At 70.7% G+C, this 14,995-nt stretch carries 15 protein-coding genes; 7 read left to right on the top strand and 8 right to left on the bottom strand.

Features of this window, described 5'->3' with window-relative positions; translation table 11 throughout:
• Nucleotides 1-26: 26 nt before the first annotated feature.
• Nucleotides 27-1,070, bottom strand: a complete 1,044-nt coding sequence (locus ACIBF7_RS21905; protein WP_364228653.1) for a DUF5937 family protein — start codon at nucleotides 1,068-1,070, stop codon at nucleotides 27-29.
• Between the two features lie 60 nt (nucleotides 1,071-1,130).
• Here ACIBF7_RS21905 and ACIBF7_RS21900 point away from each other — a divergent pair, with 60 nt between their 5' ends.
• Complete coding sequence (locus ACIBF7_RS21900) at nucleotides 1,131-2,348, top strand: MFS transporter (protein WP_397197980.1); 1,218 nt, start codon at nucleotides 1,131-1,133, stop codon at nucleotides 2,346-2,348.
• 253 nt (nucleotides 2,349-2,601) lie between these two features.
• On the opposite strand, the gene ACIBF7_RS21895 is transcribed toward ACIBF7_RS21900, so the two are convergent.
• From ACIBF7_RS21895 to ACIBF7_RS21875, 5 genes are read right to left on the bottom strand one after another with little or no spacing between them, the layout of a single operon-like run.
• Nucleotides 2,602-3,633 carry an aldo/keto reductase gene (locus ACIBF7_RS21895; protein ID WP_397198263.1) on the bottom strand — a complete coding sequence of 344 codons (1,032 nt, stop codon included), beginning with the start codon at nucleotides 3,631-3,633 and terminating at the stop codon, nucleotides 2,602-2,604.
• Nucleotides 3,634-3,645: 12 nt separating this feature from the next.
• Nucleotides 3,646-4,788: a serine hydrolase domain-containing protein gene (locus tag ACIBF7_RS21890; RefSeq protein ID WP_397197979.1), complete on the bottom strand. Its 1,143-nt coding sequence runs from the start codon at nucleotides 4,786-4,788 to the stop codon at nucleotides 3,646-3,648.
• Nucleotides 4,785-7,511 (bottom strand): ATP-binding cassette domain-containing protein, encoded by a 2,727-nt coding sequence (locus ACIBF7_RS21885; RefSeq protein ID WP_397197978.1) that lies wholly within the window; start codon nucleotides 7,509-7,511, stop codon nucleotides 4,785-4,787. Before ACIBF7_RS21885 ends, ACIBF7_RS21890 begins: the two co-directional genes overlap by 4 nt.
• On the bottom strand, nucleotides 7,508-8,260 hold the full coding sequence (locus ACIBF7_RS21880; protein ID WP_397197977.1) for an ABC transporter ATP-binding protein: 753 nt from the start codon (nucleotides 8,258-8,260) through the stop codon (nucleotides 7,508-7,510). Before ACIBF7_RS21880 ends, ACIBF7_RS21885 begins: the two co-directional genes overlap by 4 nt.
• Complete coding sequence (locus ACIBF7_RS21875; protein ID WP_397197976.1) at nucleotides 8,257-9,501, bottom strand: ABC transporter substrate-binding protein; 1,245 nt, start codon at nucleotides 9,499-9,501, stop codon at nucleotides 8,257-8,259. The genes ACIBF7_RS21880 and ACIBF7_RS21875 overlap by 4 nt, the downstream gene beginning before the upstream one ends.
• Before the next feature lie 567 nt (nucleotides 9,502-10,068).
• Here ACIBF7_RS21875 and ACIBF7_RS21870 point away from each other — a divergent pair.
• On the top strand, nucleotides 10,069-10,578 hold the full coding sequence (locus tag ACIBF7_RS21870; protein WP_397197975.1) for a hypothetical protein: 510 nt from the start codon (nucleotides 10,069-10,071) through the stop codon (nucleotides 10,576-10,578).
• Nucleotides 10,579-10,819: 241 nt separating this feature from the next.
• Here ACIBF7_RS21870 and ACIBF7_RS21865 read toward each other — a convergent pair whose 3' ends face one another.
• Complete coding sequence (locus ACIBF7_RS21865; protein WP_148033220.1) at nucleotides 10,820-11,284, bottom strand: helix-turn-helix domain-containing protein; 465 nt, start codon at nucleotides 11,282-11,284, stop codon at nucleotides 10,820-10,822.
• Between the two features lie 95 nt (nucleotides 11,285-11,379).
• Here ACIBF7_RS21865 and ACIBF7_RS21860 point away from each other — a divergent pair, with 95 nt between their 5' ends.
• The 3 genes from ACIBF7_RS21860 to ACIBF7_RS21850 all read left to right on the top strand — a co-directional run bounded on the left by ACIBF7_RS21860 (nucleotide 11,380) and on the right by ACIBF7_RS21850 (nucleotide 13,399).
• Nucleotides 11,380-12,033, top strand: a complete 654-nt coding sequence (locus tag ACIBF7_RS21860; RefSeq protein ID WP_148033219.1) for a DUF899 domain-containing protein — start codon at nucleotides 11,380-11,382, stop codon at nucleotides 12,031-12,033.
• Between the two features lie 37 nt (nucleotides 12,034-12,070).
• Nucleotides 12,071-12,589, top strand: a complete 519-nt coding sequence (locus tag ACIBF7_RS21855; protein ID WP_148033218.1) for a pyridoxamine 5'-phosphate oxidase family protein — start codon at nucleotides 12,071-12,073, stop codon at nucleotides 12,587-12,589.
• 240 nt (nucleotides 12,590-12,829) lie between these two features.
• Nucleotides 12,830-13,399, top strand: a complete 570-nt coding sequence (locus ACIBF7_RS21850; protein ID WP_148033217.1) for a hypothetical protein — start codon at nucleotides 12,830-12,832, stop codon at nucleotides 13,397-13,399.
• 50 nt (nucleotides 13,400-13,449) lie between these two features.
• Here ACIBF7_RS21850 and ACIBF7_RS21845 read toward each other — a convergent pair whose 3' ends face one another.
• Nucleotides 13,450-13,650, bottom strand: coding sequence for a hypothetical protein (locus ACIBF7_RS21845; RefSeq protein ID WP_148033216.1), 201 nt, complete (start codon nucleotides 13,648-13,650; stop codon nucleotides 13,450-13,452).
• Here ACIBF7_RS21845 and ACIBF7_RS21840 point away from each other — a divergent pair.
• Both ACIBF7_RS21840 and ACIBF7_RS21835 read left to right on the top strand, forming a co-directional pair.
• Nucleotides 13,628-14,155 (top strand): sensor histidine kinase, encoded by a 528-nt coding sequence (locus tag ACIBF7_RS21840; protein ID WP_148033215.1) that lies wholly within the window; start codon nucleotides 13,628-13,630, stop codon nucleotides 14,153-14,155. The two genes, ACIBF7_RS21845 and ACIBF7_RS21840, sit on opposite strands and share 23 nt — an antisense overlap.
• On the top strand, nucleotides 14,152-14,832 hold the full coding sequence (locus ACIBF7_RS21835; RefSeq protein WP_222709051.1) for a response regulator transcription factor: 681 nt from the start codon (nucleotides 14,152-14,154) through the stop codon (nucleotides 14,830-14,832). The genes ACIBF7_RS21840 and ACIBF7_RS21835 overlap by 4 nt, the downstream gene beginning before the upstream one ends.
• Nucleotides 14,833-14,995 lie beyond the last annotated feature (163 nt).

Here is a 14,995-nt window from a genome sequence, read left to right as displayed (position 1 = left end):
ATCGCAGCAGGTTCGGGGCCTGGTCGTCAGTGGGCGCGGGGTGGGTCGAGGACTTCGGCGATTCCCGCCCGTTCGTACTCGTGACCGCTCGGTATGGGACTCGCGTCGCCGGCGAGTAGCGTCTCGGCGACGGCCGTACGGGCATAGAGCACATATCTCCCCGTGCGGTGCGCGCTGGCCAATCCGGCCCTGCGGAGAGCGGTGAGGTGCTGGTTCGCGCCTGGTTCCGACAGGTCGAGGCGGGCGGCCAGTTCCCTGGTCGAGGCGGGCTGGTCGAGTTCGGCCAGCAGTCGGGTGCGGGTCCGGCCGAGCACGGCGGCCAGCGCCTGTGGCGGGTCGCTCTCGCGGTGCTCCCAGAGCGTCGCGACGCCGCGCGGGGGGTAGCGGATCGTGGGCTGCCAGGGCGGGGTCGTGATGGAGAAGACACGCGGCCAGGTGAACACCGATGGCACAAGCAACAGTCCCAGGCCGCCTAGCGGGCGCACACCTTCGCAGACCGTCTTGGGCAGGCGCAGTGTCTCTCCCTCCCACGTCACGGCGGGGTCAAGGTCGCTGAGCATGCGCCGCAGGCCGCCCTCGGCCAGCAACCTGGCGCGGTAGAGCACATCGCCTTCGAGCAGGGCCCGTACGCGCGGCCAGTAGGGCGCGATGGCCGCTTCCCAGTAGCTGCGGATCTCCTCGGCCAGCCGTTCGAGGCCGCCCACGGGGTCGGCGTAGAGCTCTTGGAGTGCTCGGGTGCGCGGACCGTCCCAGACGTCGAGACCCTCCTGAACCAGGGGCGCCATCGCCGCCATCCCGGCCAGCTCGACCTCCAGGTCGGGCACGGAGGTTGAGGGCGGCGGGCAGACGAAGCCGACGATCGAGATCGTCGGCACCGGCACCAGGTCGGACAGCAACCGCCAGTCGACATCGGCGAGCCGCCGCCGCACCCGTTCGGCCCAGGGCTTCAGTACGGCATGCGCGGCCGGATCCTTCACCACCCGCACGCTGGCGACGACCTCCCACAGAGGAGAAGCCGCGAAACGGACATTGGCCGCATCCTGTGCGGTGAACGTCAGCTCAAGGCCCAACCGATTCGTCCTCTGCTTAATCAATAGCGCTCGGACTGACGATTCCATCATCTAGGTGGTATGACAACTGTTGCCGAGCCTCCGCTCCTGCATGACCCCTCCTTCAGAAATTTCTACCTGGCGTCGGCGGTCAGCCAGTTCGGCACCCAGGTCGGCTACGTGGCGATGCCCCTGCTCGCGGTGATCGCCCTCAACGCGGGGCCCGGTGAAGTGGGACTGCTCAGCGCCCTCACCACCATCACCGTGCTCGTGCTCGGCTTGCCCGCCGGAGCATGGGTGGACCGGGTCAGGCGCCGCCCGGTGATGATCGCGACGGACCTGGTTCGCGCCGTGCTTCTGGTGTCGGTAACGGTCACGTGGTGGCTGGACGCTCTCACGATGACCCAGCTGTACGGCGTCGCCATCGCGACGGGAATTGGCACGCTCTTCTTCGACGTCGCCTCGCAGAGCACGCTCCCGCACCTGGTCGGCCGCGACCGGCTCACCGCCGCGAACTCAGTGCTCGTCGGTACGAACGCGGCGATGGATGTGGGCGGCAGAAGCTCCGCCGGAGTGTTGGTGGCTCTCGCGGGCGCGCCGGTGGCGATCCTGCTCGACGCGCTCACCTACCTGTGGTCGGCCGTGTGGCTACGCCGGATCAGTAAGCCCGAACCCGCGCCCGCCCCCGTACCCGGCGAGCGACTCGGACGGCAGATCGGCGAGGGGGTGCGATTCCTCTTCGGCAACCGGGTCCTCATCGCCATCGCGACACAAGGCGGCATGACGAACCTCGCCTTCCCGCTCTGCTCGACGCTGCTGCCCGTGCTACTCGTCAACGAGCTCGGGCATCCCGCCTGGGTGCTCGGGGCTTACCTTGCCATCGGCGGGCTCGGTGTGCTGGCCGGTTCCTCGACGGCTCACCTGATCGGCCGGCGGTTCGGCCGCGGGCGTGCCGTGTGGATCGTCGGCATGACCACTGCGCCGTTCGCGCTTCTGGTGCCGTTCGTCGGCTGGAGCGTCTGGATCTCGGCGGCCGCATGGAGCATCTTGTGCTTCCGGACAGGGATGAATAACGTGCTGCTCGTCAGCTTCAGGCAGAAGGTTACACCCGACCCGATGCTCGGCCGGATGAACGCCACCATGCGCCTGATCCTTATCGGTGCGGTCGGCGTCGGTGGTCTGCTGGCGGGCCTTCTTGGCGAGGTCTGGGGCATCGGGACGGCAATGTGGACGGGCGCAGCGATCATGGCGCTTAGCTGGATACCGATCTGGTTCAGCCCACTCCGCCACGAGGTCTGATGCAGGCCGCCCACCCAAGCCATGACACTTGGTCTTCGGCCGGATACTGCCGGCTTCGATGACGCGAGCACTGGTAATGCGACACCATCGAAGTGCCAGTGCCCAGGTCGTAAGCAGGTCCTCCTGTCATCTTCGCCGCGTCCAGACAGTTGTCGCCGAACCGATAGTCCGTCATCGACCGGCGTGCGCCCGTGCCCCGGAGCGGGGCACGGGCGGTCCGGCGGGCCCTCTGACGAGCGGCTCTGGGGTCCGGTCAGACTCTGTCCGGGTGTGGCCGGAAGCGCGGGCCGCCGAGCGCTTCGTACCAACCGGCGACCTTGTCACCGGGCGGCGCGACCGCGTCGATCGCGGCCAGATCCTCGGCGGTCCACTCGATCGCCAGGGAATCCGCGCACGAGTCGAGGTCGGCCAGCCGCTCCGGCCCGCACAGCGCGCTCGTCACGCCGGGCTGCCGTGCCACCCAGGAGTAGGCCAGCTGGGCGACGGTCATGCCTTGCCGCGCCGCGATCTCCTCCAGCACGTCGAGCACGTCGAACACGGCGTCGCTGAACCGGTCACCGGCGAACCCGGCGAGCACGCCGCCCGCGCCGTACCTGCTGCCCTCGGGCGGCGGCTCGCCGCGCCGGTACTGTCCCGTGAGCACCCCTCCGCCGAGCGGCGCCCACGGGTTCACCGCGAGCCCGAACGTCGCGGCCATCGGCAGCAGCTCACGCTCGACCCGCCGGTCGAGGATGTTGTACGGCGGCGTCTCGGCCACGATCCGGTTGAGCCCGAACTCCTTGGCCACCCACAGCGACTCGACGACCTCCCACGCGGCGGACGTGCTCACTCCCAGGTAACGGACCTTGCCCGCGCGCACCAGGTCGTCCAGGGCGCGCAACGGCTCGTCGACCGGCGTGCCGGGGTCGAACCGGTGCAGCGTGAACACGTCGACGTGGTCCGTCCGCAGCCGCCGCAGGCTCTCCTCGCACTGGCGGATCAGATGACGGCGGCTCACGCCCCGCCCGTTGGGGTCGTCGGGGTCGACCGGCATGTACGCCTTGGTGTTGATCACCACCCGGTCGCGCCGGGACGACCTGGCCAGGCTGGCCCCCACGATCGACTCACTGCGCCCGGGTGCTCCGCCGTAGTTGTTCGCCGTGTCGAAGAAGTTGACGCCGAAGTCGAGCGCCCTGTCGATGATCCGGGCCGACTCGGCCTCGTCGGCCCGGTCACCGAACATCCAGCACCCGAGGCCCAGGGCGCTCACCCGTACGCCGGTCCGCCCGAACGGCCGGTACTCCATGGCGGTCACTCCCTACTCCACGCCCGCGACCGCGCGCACGGCGTCGGCCAGGGGGACGAACGGTTCGGCGCCCGGCGCGGCACCCAGGAACATCCGGTTGTGGGTGATGACGACGGCCAGGCCGCTCGCGAGGTCGGCCCAGCCCATCGACCCGCCTATCCCGGCGTGCGCGAGCACCTGAACCGACCGGCCGAGCAGCGGGTCGGCGGGCGGAGACTCGCCGCCCAGCCAGAAGCCGCCGGTGCCGATCCAGGTCGTGCCCTGGTAGACCTCGTCGAACTCGCCGGCGCCCGGCCGCGGCCGGGTCAGGGCGAGCAGGCGGCCGGCCGAGAGGTACCGGCGGCCGCCGAGCTCACCGCGGTTGGCGAGCAGGCTGAAGAACCGCGCACCGGCGCGGGCCGTCATCACCGCGCCCGCCGCCGGGACCGACGACGACCGGAACCGGGGGTCGTTCCAGCGGTCGGCGTCCGGACGGATCTCCGGGGGCATCGACAGCAGCGGCACCCCGGTCATCGGCGCCCGCTTCGGCGGGTTCGGCCCCCAGGTCAGCCGGGCGACCCGATGCTCGTGCTCCGCCGGGAGCACGTCCCAGACGTCATCGGCGCCGATCGGCAGGCACAGCTCCTCGCGCAGGAACCGGTCGTACGGGCGGTGCTCCGGGTCGGTGCGGCGGACGACCTCGCCGAGGATGTGCCCGAAACTCATCGAGTGGTACATGGAGCGTTCGCCCGGCGGGTGCAGCGGTTCGACGCCCGCGAGCCAGGAGGTGATGGCGTCCCAGTCCGCCAGTCCGGCGGCGTCCAGGTCCGGCGGCATGTGCGGGACGCCGGCCCGGTGCGTGAGCACGTGACCGACGGTGATGCGCTCCTTGCCGCGCTGCCCGTACTCCGGCCAGTACGTCGCGACCGGCTCGTCCATGTCCACCAGCCCTCGTTCGCACTGGAGCTGGATCGCCGTCGCGAGCAACGCCTTGCTCACCGAGAAGACGGGGAACAGGGTGTCGCCGTCGACCGGCCGGCGGTCGCCCGGGTCGGCGACGCCGGTCCACGCGTCGACGATGAGCTCGTCACCGAGGTAGGCGGCGACCTGCACGCCGACCTCGCCCAGCTCGACGGCGCGGGCGAGCGCCTTCTCGATCCGATCGTCGGACCTCATTGCTCGACTTCCTCTCTCTCGCGGGCCGTCTCGTTCCGTGCTACGACGGGTTCCCGAGGTTCCGCTTCCGTCGGCTCGTCGCCGAGGTACGCCGCGATGACCCGGGGGTCACGGCGCACGTCGCCCGGTGTCCCGTCGGCGATGATCCGCCCGCGTTCCATCACGATCACCCGGTCGCACACCCGCATGACCAGCTCCATGTCGTGCTCGACGACCAGCACTCCCATGCCGCGCTCGTCGGCGAGCCGCCGCAGCAGCACGCCCAGCTCGGCCGACTCGGTCGAGCTCAGCCCGGCCGCCGGCTCGTCGAGGCAGAGGATGGACGGCTCGGCGGCCACCGCGCGGGCGATGCCGACCAGCCGGCGCCGGCCGTACGGCAGCTCTGTGGGCAGCCGGTCGAGGTCGGGACCGAGCTCGAACAGCTCGACGGCGGCGAGCGCCCCCGCGGTGAAGGCCGTCGGGCGCGGCCAGACCAGGTCGGTCAGGTAGGCGCTGCCGGACCGCGCGTCGACCGACGCCTTGAGGTTGTCGGCCACGGTCATGTCGTCGAAGAGTTCGAGGCTCTGGAACGACCGGCCGATCCCCTCCCTGACCCGGCGGTGCATCCTCATGGACCCGATCGGCTTGTCTCCGAGCGTGACCGTGCCGGCCTTCGGTCTGGTCGCGCCGGTGACCGCGTCGATCAGGGTCGTCTTGCCCGCGCCGTTCGGCCCGATGAGGCCGACGATCTCGCCCGGCCCGACGTCCAGCGAGGCGTCGTCGACCGCGACCACCCCGCCGAAGGCGACCGTCAGCCCCTGGCCCCGCAGCGTCCGTTCCGGCACGCGGCCGGGCGGGGCCGCGGTCGTGGCGGTCACCGGCGCCGGACGGGACCGGCGGGGCAGGTGGATATGCCGCCCGAGGCCCTCCGCGGCCCCGTCTGGCCGCGCCTGCAAGTACCAGATGGACAGGATGCCGCCCACGAGCGCGATCCACAGCGGCGTCGTCGCGCTGTCCGAGTCGAGCAGCGTGGAGACGAAACCGCCGGGATGCCCGAGCACGCCGAGGAGCGGGCCGGCGATGTAACCGATGCCGCCCAGGACGACCTGGGAGATCCCCAGGATCGAGTCGAAGGCCGCGAAGCCCCGCTCGAACACCATGGTCGGCTGCCGGAACACCACGAGGATCCCGCCCAGCGCGGCGATGGCCGCCGAGAGGGCGAACGCGTAGAGGCGGACCCGCCACGGGTTCAGCCCGACGGACTCGGCCGCCCGCTCGTTGGTGCGTACCGCGATCATGCGGCGTCCGACGCGCCCGCGCCGCACGTTGGCGACCACGAGACCGGCGAGGACGAACGCGATCAGGCACACGATCGCCCACCGCTCGGGATGGACGAGCGAGTCCACCTGCCAGCCGAACACCGTCAGCGGCCCCGGCAGGGGCGTGTAGGCGCCCGAGTACGTCGGGTTCTGCAACAGCACGCCCTGGATCGCCACGGCGGAGCCGAGCGTCGCCACCGCGAAGTTCACCCCGCGGGTGCGCAGCAGCGGCACGCCGAGCAGCGCGCCGACGACGAACGTCGCGACCAGGCTGAGCGCGATCGCCGGCAGGAACGGCATTCCGGTACGGGTCAGCAGCAGTCCGGTGATGACCGCGCCGATGCCGGCGAAACTGAACTGGCTGAGCGACAACTGCCCGGTGTAACCGGTGATGACGACGCTGGACAGCAGGATGATCCCGTACGTGCAGGTGATCGTCATCGCCGTCACGTACGAGAGGTCGAACACCAGCGTGAGCAGCAGGATCGAGCCGCCGACGAGCGTGAGGAGGATGAACGGCCGGATGTGGCCGTCGCCGACCTTCGGCCGCCGCTCGACGATGGCCGTACGGATCCCGCCGCCCGTGCCGCGCCACACCATCACGAGCACGATCAGCAGGAACGGCACCGCGTCCGCCCAGCCGGGCGTGGCAACGTAGCGGGTCACCTCGGCCTGCGTCACCCCGATGAGCAGGGCGCCCAGGTACGTGAGCGGGAACGAGCGCAGCCCGCCGATCAGCGCGGCGGCGAGCGCCGGGACGATCAGGTGGGTCAGCGTGACGATCTGCACCCCGACGATCGGGGCGAGCAGGACCCCGGCGACGCCGGCGAACACCGAGCCGATCACCCAGTTGCTGGTGGCGATCCGGACCGGGGAGATGCCCAGCGCCGCCGACGCGATCGGGTTCTCCACCTGCGCCGCGGTGGCCAGCCCGAACCGGGTGCGGCCGTAGCAGGCGGTGAGCAGGGTGACGAGCACGGTGGCGATGAAGAAGGTGATGATCCGGTCCTTGCCCAGGTGGATCCCGAACAGCGACACCGGATCGGTGGGGAAGATGGGCTGGACGATGCGTTCGTCCGCGCCGTACCTCAAGGTCAGCGCCGACTGCACGATGACGAGCACGATCAGCGAGACGCTGGTGCGGCTCAGTGTCGACATGCGCGCCATGCGCTGGATCGCGAGCCGGTAGGTCAGGTAGCCGCACAGCGCGGCGGCGAGCAGCGCGCCGGGCACCGCGAGCACGGGCGAGAGCCCCTGGCCCGCGTTGAGCTCCCAGTAGGCGAACGCCGCCACGGTCCCGACGATGCCGTGGGAGAAGTTGATGATCCCGGACCCGCGATAGGCGATCACGATGCCGAGCGCGGTCAACGCCAGGAGAGATCCCGACGACATCCCGACCAGCGCGAGCTGGATGGCGCCGTTCATGACCCGTGGCCTCCGATCGTGGCGCCGGGTTCGTCGGCCGCGGCCGACAGATAGCTGGCCTCGATCTCGGCCAGCCGCGATCCCATCTCGGCCGCCGTACCCTCGATCACGATCTCTCCCCGGCGCAGCACGCAGACGCGATCGGCGATCTGGAGAGCGCGCTGGACCCGCTCCTCGACGATGAGCACGCCGACGCCCCGGTCGGCGGCGGCGCGCAGACTGGTGAGCAGCCGGGCCACGATGAGCGGGGCGAGGCCGAGGGTCAGCTCGTCGGCGAGCAGCACCTTCGGCGAGCCGGCCAGCGCGCGGGCCAGGGTGAGCATCTGCTGCTCGCCGCCCGACATCAGCCCCACCTTCCGGTCCAGCAGCGGCTCCAGTTCGGGCATCAGAGCCAGGCTCTCCTGGACGCCGCCGCGGCCGAGCCGGAGGTTCTCCCGGCAGGTGAGGCCCATGAAGACCGAGCGGTCCTCGCAGATCAGCGCCACGCCGGCGTCGGCCCTGCGATGCAGCCCCTCCGGCGCGGGCCGGCCGTCGAGCCGGACCGAGCCGGAGATCGGTGTCAGGACTCCGGACAGGGCCATGAGGGTCGTGGTCTTGCCGGCTCCGTTCGCGCCCAGCAGCGCGACGATCTCGCCGGGACGGACCGCGACCGACAGCCCTTTCAGTACGGGGAGGTGGCCGTAGCCGACCTCGAGGTCGGCCGCCTCGAGGATCGGCTCCGCCACTGTCCGGTCCCCGGTCTGGGTCACCCGTTCGCCTTGACGGCGTCGAGCACGCTGAACGGCTCGGCGGCCGGGCCGTAGGTGCCGTCCTTGACCGTGTACGTGACGACGTTGGTGTTCAGGATCCGGCTGAAGTCCTTGATGCCGATCGGCGTGGTGAGGTCGATGGCCGGTCCGACACCCGTCTCGACGGCGTCGAGTGTGCCGAGCGCCTGCTGCATCGCCTTGCCGTCGATCGGGCCCTGGATGGATTCGGCGGCCGCCTTCACCACGGCCAGCGCGGACCACACGACCACGCCCGCCGACGTCGGCTTCGCGTCCGGCTGGTACTTCTTCATGGCGTCGCGGAAGGCGACCATGCCGGCCTCGTCACTGTTCACCGGCAGGAACGAGTCGGACAGCAGCACGCCCTCGGCGGGCTTGCCCACCTGGTCGATGAGCGCCTGGGTGAGTGACGCGGCGGCGAGCCCGGCCTTCACGCCCGGCGCGCCGGCGCCCAGGGCTGTGATCGCCTTGCCGGCCTCGCCCGGCGGGAGCGCGATCACCACGCAGTCCGCGCCGTTCGACACGACCTGGGCGACCGGGGCTCCGTAGTCGGCGTTGGTGGTCGGCACCGCGATCTTCGCGTTCAGCTTCATGCCGAGCGACTTCAGCCCGGCGTCGGCGAAGTCGGCCGAGGCGATCGAGGACGGCAGCGACTGCGTGATCGCGTCCACCTTCTTGCAGCCGTAGGTCTTGACCAGCCCGATCGCGGCCCCGCTGAATGACACCGGCGTGCCGCCGGGGATCGGCCAGGAAGCCTGGCTGGTGAACTCGAGCGGGTTGATCGGGTGGCTGAGCAGCGGGATACCGGCCTGTTCGAGCACCGGCACCATGCCGCTGCCGCCGACCGACAGGCCGCCGATCACGGCGATGGCGCCCTGGGCGACCGCATCCTGGGCGCACTTCGCGCTCACGTTGGGGTCGGCCTGGTCGTTGCAGACCGTCAGCTCGACCTTGCGGCCGGCGATGCCGCCGCTGTCGTTCGCCGCGGACACGGCGGCCTCGATCGCCGCTGCCTGGTCCGGGAACCCGACAGACGGCGCGGACACGGTCAGGATGCCGACGAGCTTGAGCGGGGCCGCCTCGGAGGAAGCGGCAGCGGCGGGCGCCGCGTCGGGGGCGACGTCGTCCGAGGACGAGCACGCCGCGGTCAATGTCAATGAAGCCGCCGCGGCGACGGCTGCGAGCCGCCGACGACGGCCGGCGAGGGAAGTTCTGTTGGTCATTACGGCGATCCCATCAGCTGGTCATGAACTCGTCCCCCGACGCGAATAGGGGGCAGCGTGATCGCGCTCTGTTACTGCTGGCATTACCGACCGCGGCAGCGGGATCGGTAACAGAACCCCCGTGCCGGGCACGGCCTCGCGACAGGGGCCGCGACCAGGTGCGCTCTTCCGCTCCTGTGGTTCGGAGGGGAGACTTCCGATGGTGGGTCATGTCAGGACGCGGCTTCACCGGCACCCTGCCGGACGGGGCGCGCCACAGCCGACACCGCTCGCCTACGTCGCTGACGAGGCCGAGTGCGACAACGGTGGGCATTGCGCCATCACGCTTCACGCCGACGGCTCAGTGTCAGTGGCAGACACCCATCGAAATGACAGTGCCCAGGTCGGGAGCAGGCCGCACTGTCATCGTCGCTGCGTCCAGATAAGTGTCTCGCGGCCTTGAAGGCGACAGTCGGTCGCGACAACTGGAAGCGCACGGTCGAAGCCGCAGGGCCATCCGATACACCCACGACGCGAACGACTCGCTGTACGCCGGCTGCCAAGCTGCGCGCCCGCGCCATGATGCGGATGGCGCTGTTCGGTCAGGGCGGTCAGTTCATCACCTACAGCTGGACCGGCAACACCAGCACCCGGCCCTGGCCCTGGCGCCTGGAGACCGCCGCCGTCTGCCCCCGCTGCCTGGCCGGGCCCGACCCGCTCTGGCGCATCGTCGGCGCCCGCAACTGCCGACAGCAACTCGCCCAGCTCCCCTGCCAGCCGGTCGGAAGCGAGAGATCGCTGCGCATCCAGCAGGACCTCCTGGCGCGGATACGCCGCCCACGCGATGGCCCCATCGAACCCATAAAGGCGTTCTGGGACCTCTATGAGCTGCTGTTCCGCCTGGCGATCTATTTCGGCACCCCGGAGATGCTCCCCACCGGCACCGACGTCCACCTCTGGTGGACCTTCCACGAGTTCTGCCACCTGCGCGACCAACTCGCCCTCACCGCCGGACCCGCCGCCCGCGAACGCTGCGGCGACCTGCTCTCCTGGACGGTTATGACCAGCACGCGCTGCGTCATGGAGGTCTCGGTCTGAGCGGCTGGCGGGAGTGGCTGGTGGCGCGGCGGGGCCGGGACTGCAACCACGGCTGGCATGGGCAGGTGCGCCATATCGCTCTCCCCGGCGGGTGGGAGCAGTGGGGGCTGACCCGTGAAGAGGAGGGCAGGGTCATCGAGGTCCTCTTCACTGCTGGATGAGTTCCTCGCTGCCCGGGAGGTGTCGGACGCCCGCGGTACCTAGACGAGGAGAGTCGTTCCCGGTCGTGGACGTGCTTCGGTCAAGCGCTGCCTTCTTCGGCTCCGGGGCCGGGCAGCATGTCGACGTCCGTCGCGCGCATCGGCTGCCCGCAGGCCGAGCAGCGCAGTTCCACATGGCTGGTCCGGCCGCAGGCGTGGTGACGGTACAGCGTGGGCGGACCCGAGTCTCCGGACGTCCAGCGGTCGCCCCAGCGCGCCATCACCAGCAGCAGGTCGCACAGCTCCCGGCCCTTCTCGGTGAGGGTGTACTCGTGCCGGACGGGACGCTGTGAATATTCCCGGCGTTCCAGCACACCGCTTTCGACCAGCCACTTCAGCCGGCCGCTGAGCACTTTGCTGGAGATGCCGAGGTCGCGCTGGAGATCATCGAAGCGCTCGATGCCGACATAGACGTCGCGCAGGATCAGCGGAGACCACGGCTCGCCGATGATGTCCAGAGTGCGGGCGATGGAGCAGGTCATGTCGCCGAACCGGGTGCGCTGCATGAGGTCCAGCCTAGCCGACTGGCTTCCCTTAGGGAATCGACTCCGGTAGGGTCTGCCCCGTCACTTTCCTTAGGGAAGCAACAAAGGAGCAGCTGATGACCCAACCCCCGATCGTCTCGGAGCAGGAGTGGCGCAGCGCCCGGGACGCCCTGCTGGTCAAGGAGAAGCACCTCACCCGGGCGCAGGACGCCCTGGCCGCCGAACGGAGACGGCTGCCGATGGTCAGGGTGGACCGCGAGTACCGGTTCGACGGCCCGGACGGCACGAGAGGGCTGCCGGACCTCTTCGACGGGCGCAGCCAGCTCATCGTGTACTCCTTCATGTGGCACGGAGCCCACGAACTCTGCTCGGGCTGCGCGATGTTCACCGACAACGTTGGCCACCTGGCGCACCTGCACGCCCGTGACGTCTCCATGGCGCTGGTCTCCACCGGACCGCTGGCCGAGATCATGCCGTCCAAGCGGCGCATGGGCTGGACCATCCCGTGGTACGCGGCGCCGGACGGCGCCTTCAACCGGGACATGGACGCGGGCGACGGGTTCGCGGTGAACGTCTTCCTGCGCGACGGCGCGGACGTCTATCGCACGTACGTCACCACCGGACGAGGCGTCGAACGACTCGGCAGCAACTGGACCTTCCTCGACCTGACCCCGTACGGACGGCAGGAGACGTGGGAAGACTCGCCCGAAGGCCGGCCGCAGAGCCCGCCCTACCACTGGTGGCGGCTGCACGACGAGTACGGCTCCTGAACCGTCCCGCGATCCATCCGAAAGGGAAACCACTGCCATGTCCTACCCGAATCCCCGCGCCGAGCTCCTGTTCAGCGAGGCCGACGCGACACCGATGAGCACCGACCCCGCCTCCGTGCGACCGTGGACCCACGCGCAGGCGTGCGTGGGTGAGACGCCGAAAGCGTGGCTGTCGACGGTACGGCCCGACGGGCGCCCTCATGCCATGCCTTTGATGCCGGTCTGGGCCGACGGAGCCCCGTGTTTCACCACCCGCCCCGGCTCGCGCAAAGGCCGGAACCTGGCTCACAACGGTCACTGCGTCCTCACCGTCGCCGGGGCGGACCTCGACCTCGTGATCGAGGGCGTCGCCGCCCCTGTCCTCGACCCCGACCGGCAGCGGGAGGTGGCCGACGCGTTCGTGGCGAAGTATCAGTGGCGACTCTCCCCGCGCGACGGCCGCGTCCACGACGACAGCCTGCCCGGCTCACCGGAGTACGGTCTCTACCGGATCACCCCCGATCGCGCCTACGGCTACGGCGCCGACGGCCGGACCGCCACCCGCTGGCGCTTCTGACGCGGTCCTCCACCACGTGAGGGGACAGGCCGCCGCTTGTCCTGGTGGCGAGATGTCCGCCACATGCCCGGCTGCCGCCCTGGCCGTGCGATCTTCGGCGATGGAGGGTGAGGAGTGCGGCGTCACGCCGCTGCCAACCGGCCCCGGGCCCTCTCCGCCGACTCGGACGAAGGTCTTCGCGCAGGCCGTCCGTGGTCCCCCCTTGACGGGGGCGCTCCACGCCAGCAGAAGGAGAATGACATGCGTACTCGCCCGAAACCGCCGACGATCGCCACGGCCCGCAGGCACAGCCGCTCCATCGCCGCGCTGGCCCTGGTGGCCTGCGGCGTCGCCGCCGCCCCGGCGGCGGCGGCGTCCACCGAGAGCCCCGCCCCCACCCGCTCCTGCTCCGTCCTGCTGGAGCCGATCAAACCGGGAGAGACGTTCTCCCGGGTGGTCAAGGAGGTGTGCGCGGACACCATCGAGAAGGCGGACCAGGCCGCCCTCGGCGGGACGCGGACCGCCGCGGAGGCGACGCTGCTCCTGGAGGCCGCCGACAACATCAACCAGGGCCTTCCGAGGTACCGCTGGTGGGGCTACTCCGGCCCCTGCGACACCGCCGGGTACGGCATCCGCGACCTCGGTGTCATGTGGAACGACAGGATCTCCTCCTGGCGGCAGGGCCATTCCCGCTGCAACTACCTCAACGTGTGGGAGCACAACTCGTACCAGGGCGCGAAGAGGTACTGGCACAACTGGACCAAGGTGGACTACGTCGGCGACGCCTGGAACGACCGGATCTCCTCGATGCACATCCATTACGAGCCGTAGGGCGGCGGCGCCGGGCAAGGAAGATTGATGTCCGCCGGGGGGCCCATTCGTCATCCTCTCGGCCCGTAAGCCGACATGAGGACGTGTACGGTGACGAGGACGACGATCCAGACCACGGCGCGCCTGGTCGGCGGGGGGCCGTCGCGCAGCAGCGAGACGCCCAGGGGGATGAACGCGAGGCACAGGCCGCCCACGGCGATGAACGACTGCGGCTCGGTGCCCTTGAGCGTGCCGAGCGCCAGCGCCGACATCAGGCCGAGGGCGATCGAGCGGCCCAGCCGGGGCACGCTCGCCGAGATCCACCGGGTGCTCGGTCTCCTGCGGTCCGACGGCGACCTCGCGGAGGGCCCCGTGCCCGTTCCCGGCATAGCGGATCTGCCCGAGCTGGCCGCCCACGCCCGCGCGGCCGGGGTCGAGGTCGACCTGACCGTCCGCGAGGAGGCCCGGCTCTCACCCGCGCTCGCCGTGTCGGTCTACCGGATCGTGCAGCAGGCGCTGACCAACGTCGTCACCCACGCGGGGCCCACGCGCTGCTCGGTCACCGTGGACATCGACGAGCGGGCAGCCGCCATCGAGGTCGTCGACGACGGCCCCCGCCACGGCCGCCCGCCGCGCGCGGCCGGCGGCGGGCACGGCCTGATCGGCATGCGCGAACGGGTCAAGCTGTACGGAGGCTCGTTCAGCGCCGGATTCCGGCCGGACCGGGGCTTTCGCGTCACGGCTCGCCTGCCCTGCGAGAACGGCACCATGACGTGAGCGGCGACGTCCCCGCTCCGCCGATCCGCATCCTGCTCGCCGAGGACCAGCTCCTCGTACGCGACAGCCTGAAGGTCCTCATCGACGCCACACCGGGGCTGACCACCGTGGGCGAGGCCGGCACCGGCGCCGAAGCCGTGCGCCTGGCCCGGCTGCGGCGACCGGACGTCGTCCTCATGGACGTCAGGATGCCGGACCTGGACGGCATCGAGGCGACCAGGCGCATCTGCTCCGACCCCGCCGGCGCCGGGATCCGCGTGCTGATCCTCACCACGTTCGACCAGGACGAGTACGTGTACGCGTCCCTCAGAGCGGGAGCCAGCGGATTCCTCCTCAAGAGCGCCTCGGCGACCGACCTCCTGGCCGCCATCCGGGTCGTCGCCTCCGGCGAGGCGTTGCTCGCGCCCACCGTGACCCGCCGGCTCATAGCCGAGTTCCTGCGCGACTCCCAGCCCGCCCCGGTCGTGAGCGGTCTCAGCGACCTCACCCGGCGCGAGCGTGAGGTGCTCACCCTCGTCGGCAGGGGGATGTCCAACTCCGAGATCGCCGGGCACCTTCACCTCACGGTCGGCACGGTCAAGACCCACATCGGCCGCCTCCTGGCCAAACTGCAGGCCCGCGACCGAGCCCAGCTTGTCGTCGCCGCCTACGAGAGCGGGCTCGTCGCCCGCCGATGACCATCCGGCCCTCCCGCACCGGCTTCCGTGAAGCCGCCCGCGCGGGCTTCCGCGAGTGCGCCGGATACCACCCCTCCCCAGGGGCACACCACGGGCTTCCTGGAACAACACGACGCAGTCCGTCGTGGCGGCGCTGAGCGAGTGGCTCGTTCACACCGACCGC

The sequence above is a fragment of the Nonomuraea sp. NPDC050478 genome, from assembly GCF_044458265.1.
Classification (GTDB): domain Bacteria; phylum Actinomycetota; class Actinomycetes; order Streptosporangiales; family Streptosporangiaceae; genus Nonomuraea; species Nonomuraea ferruginea.
Note: the sequence above shows the minus strand (reverse complement) of the source record. Positions and strands in the feature narration are given on the sequence as shown.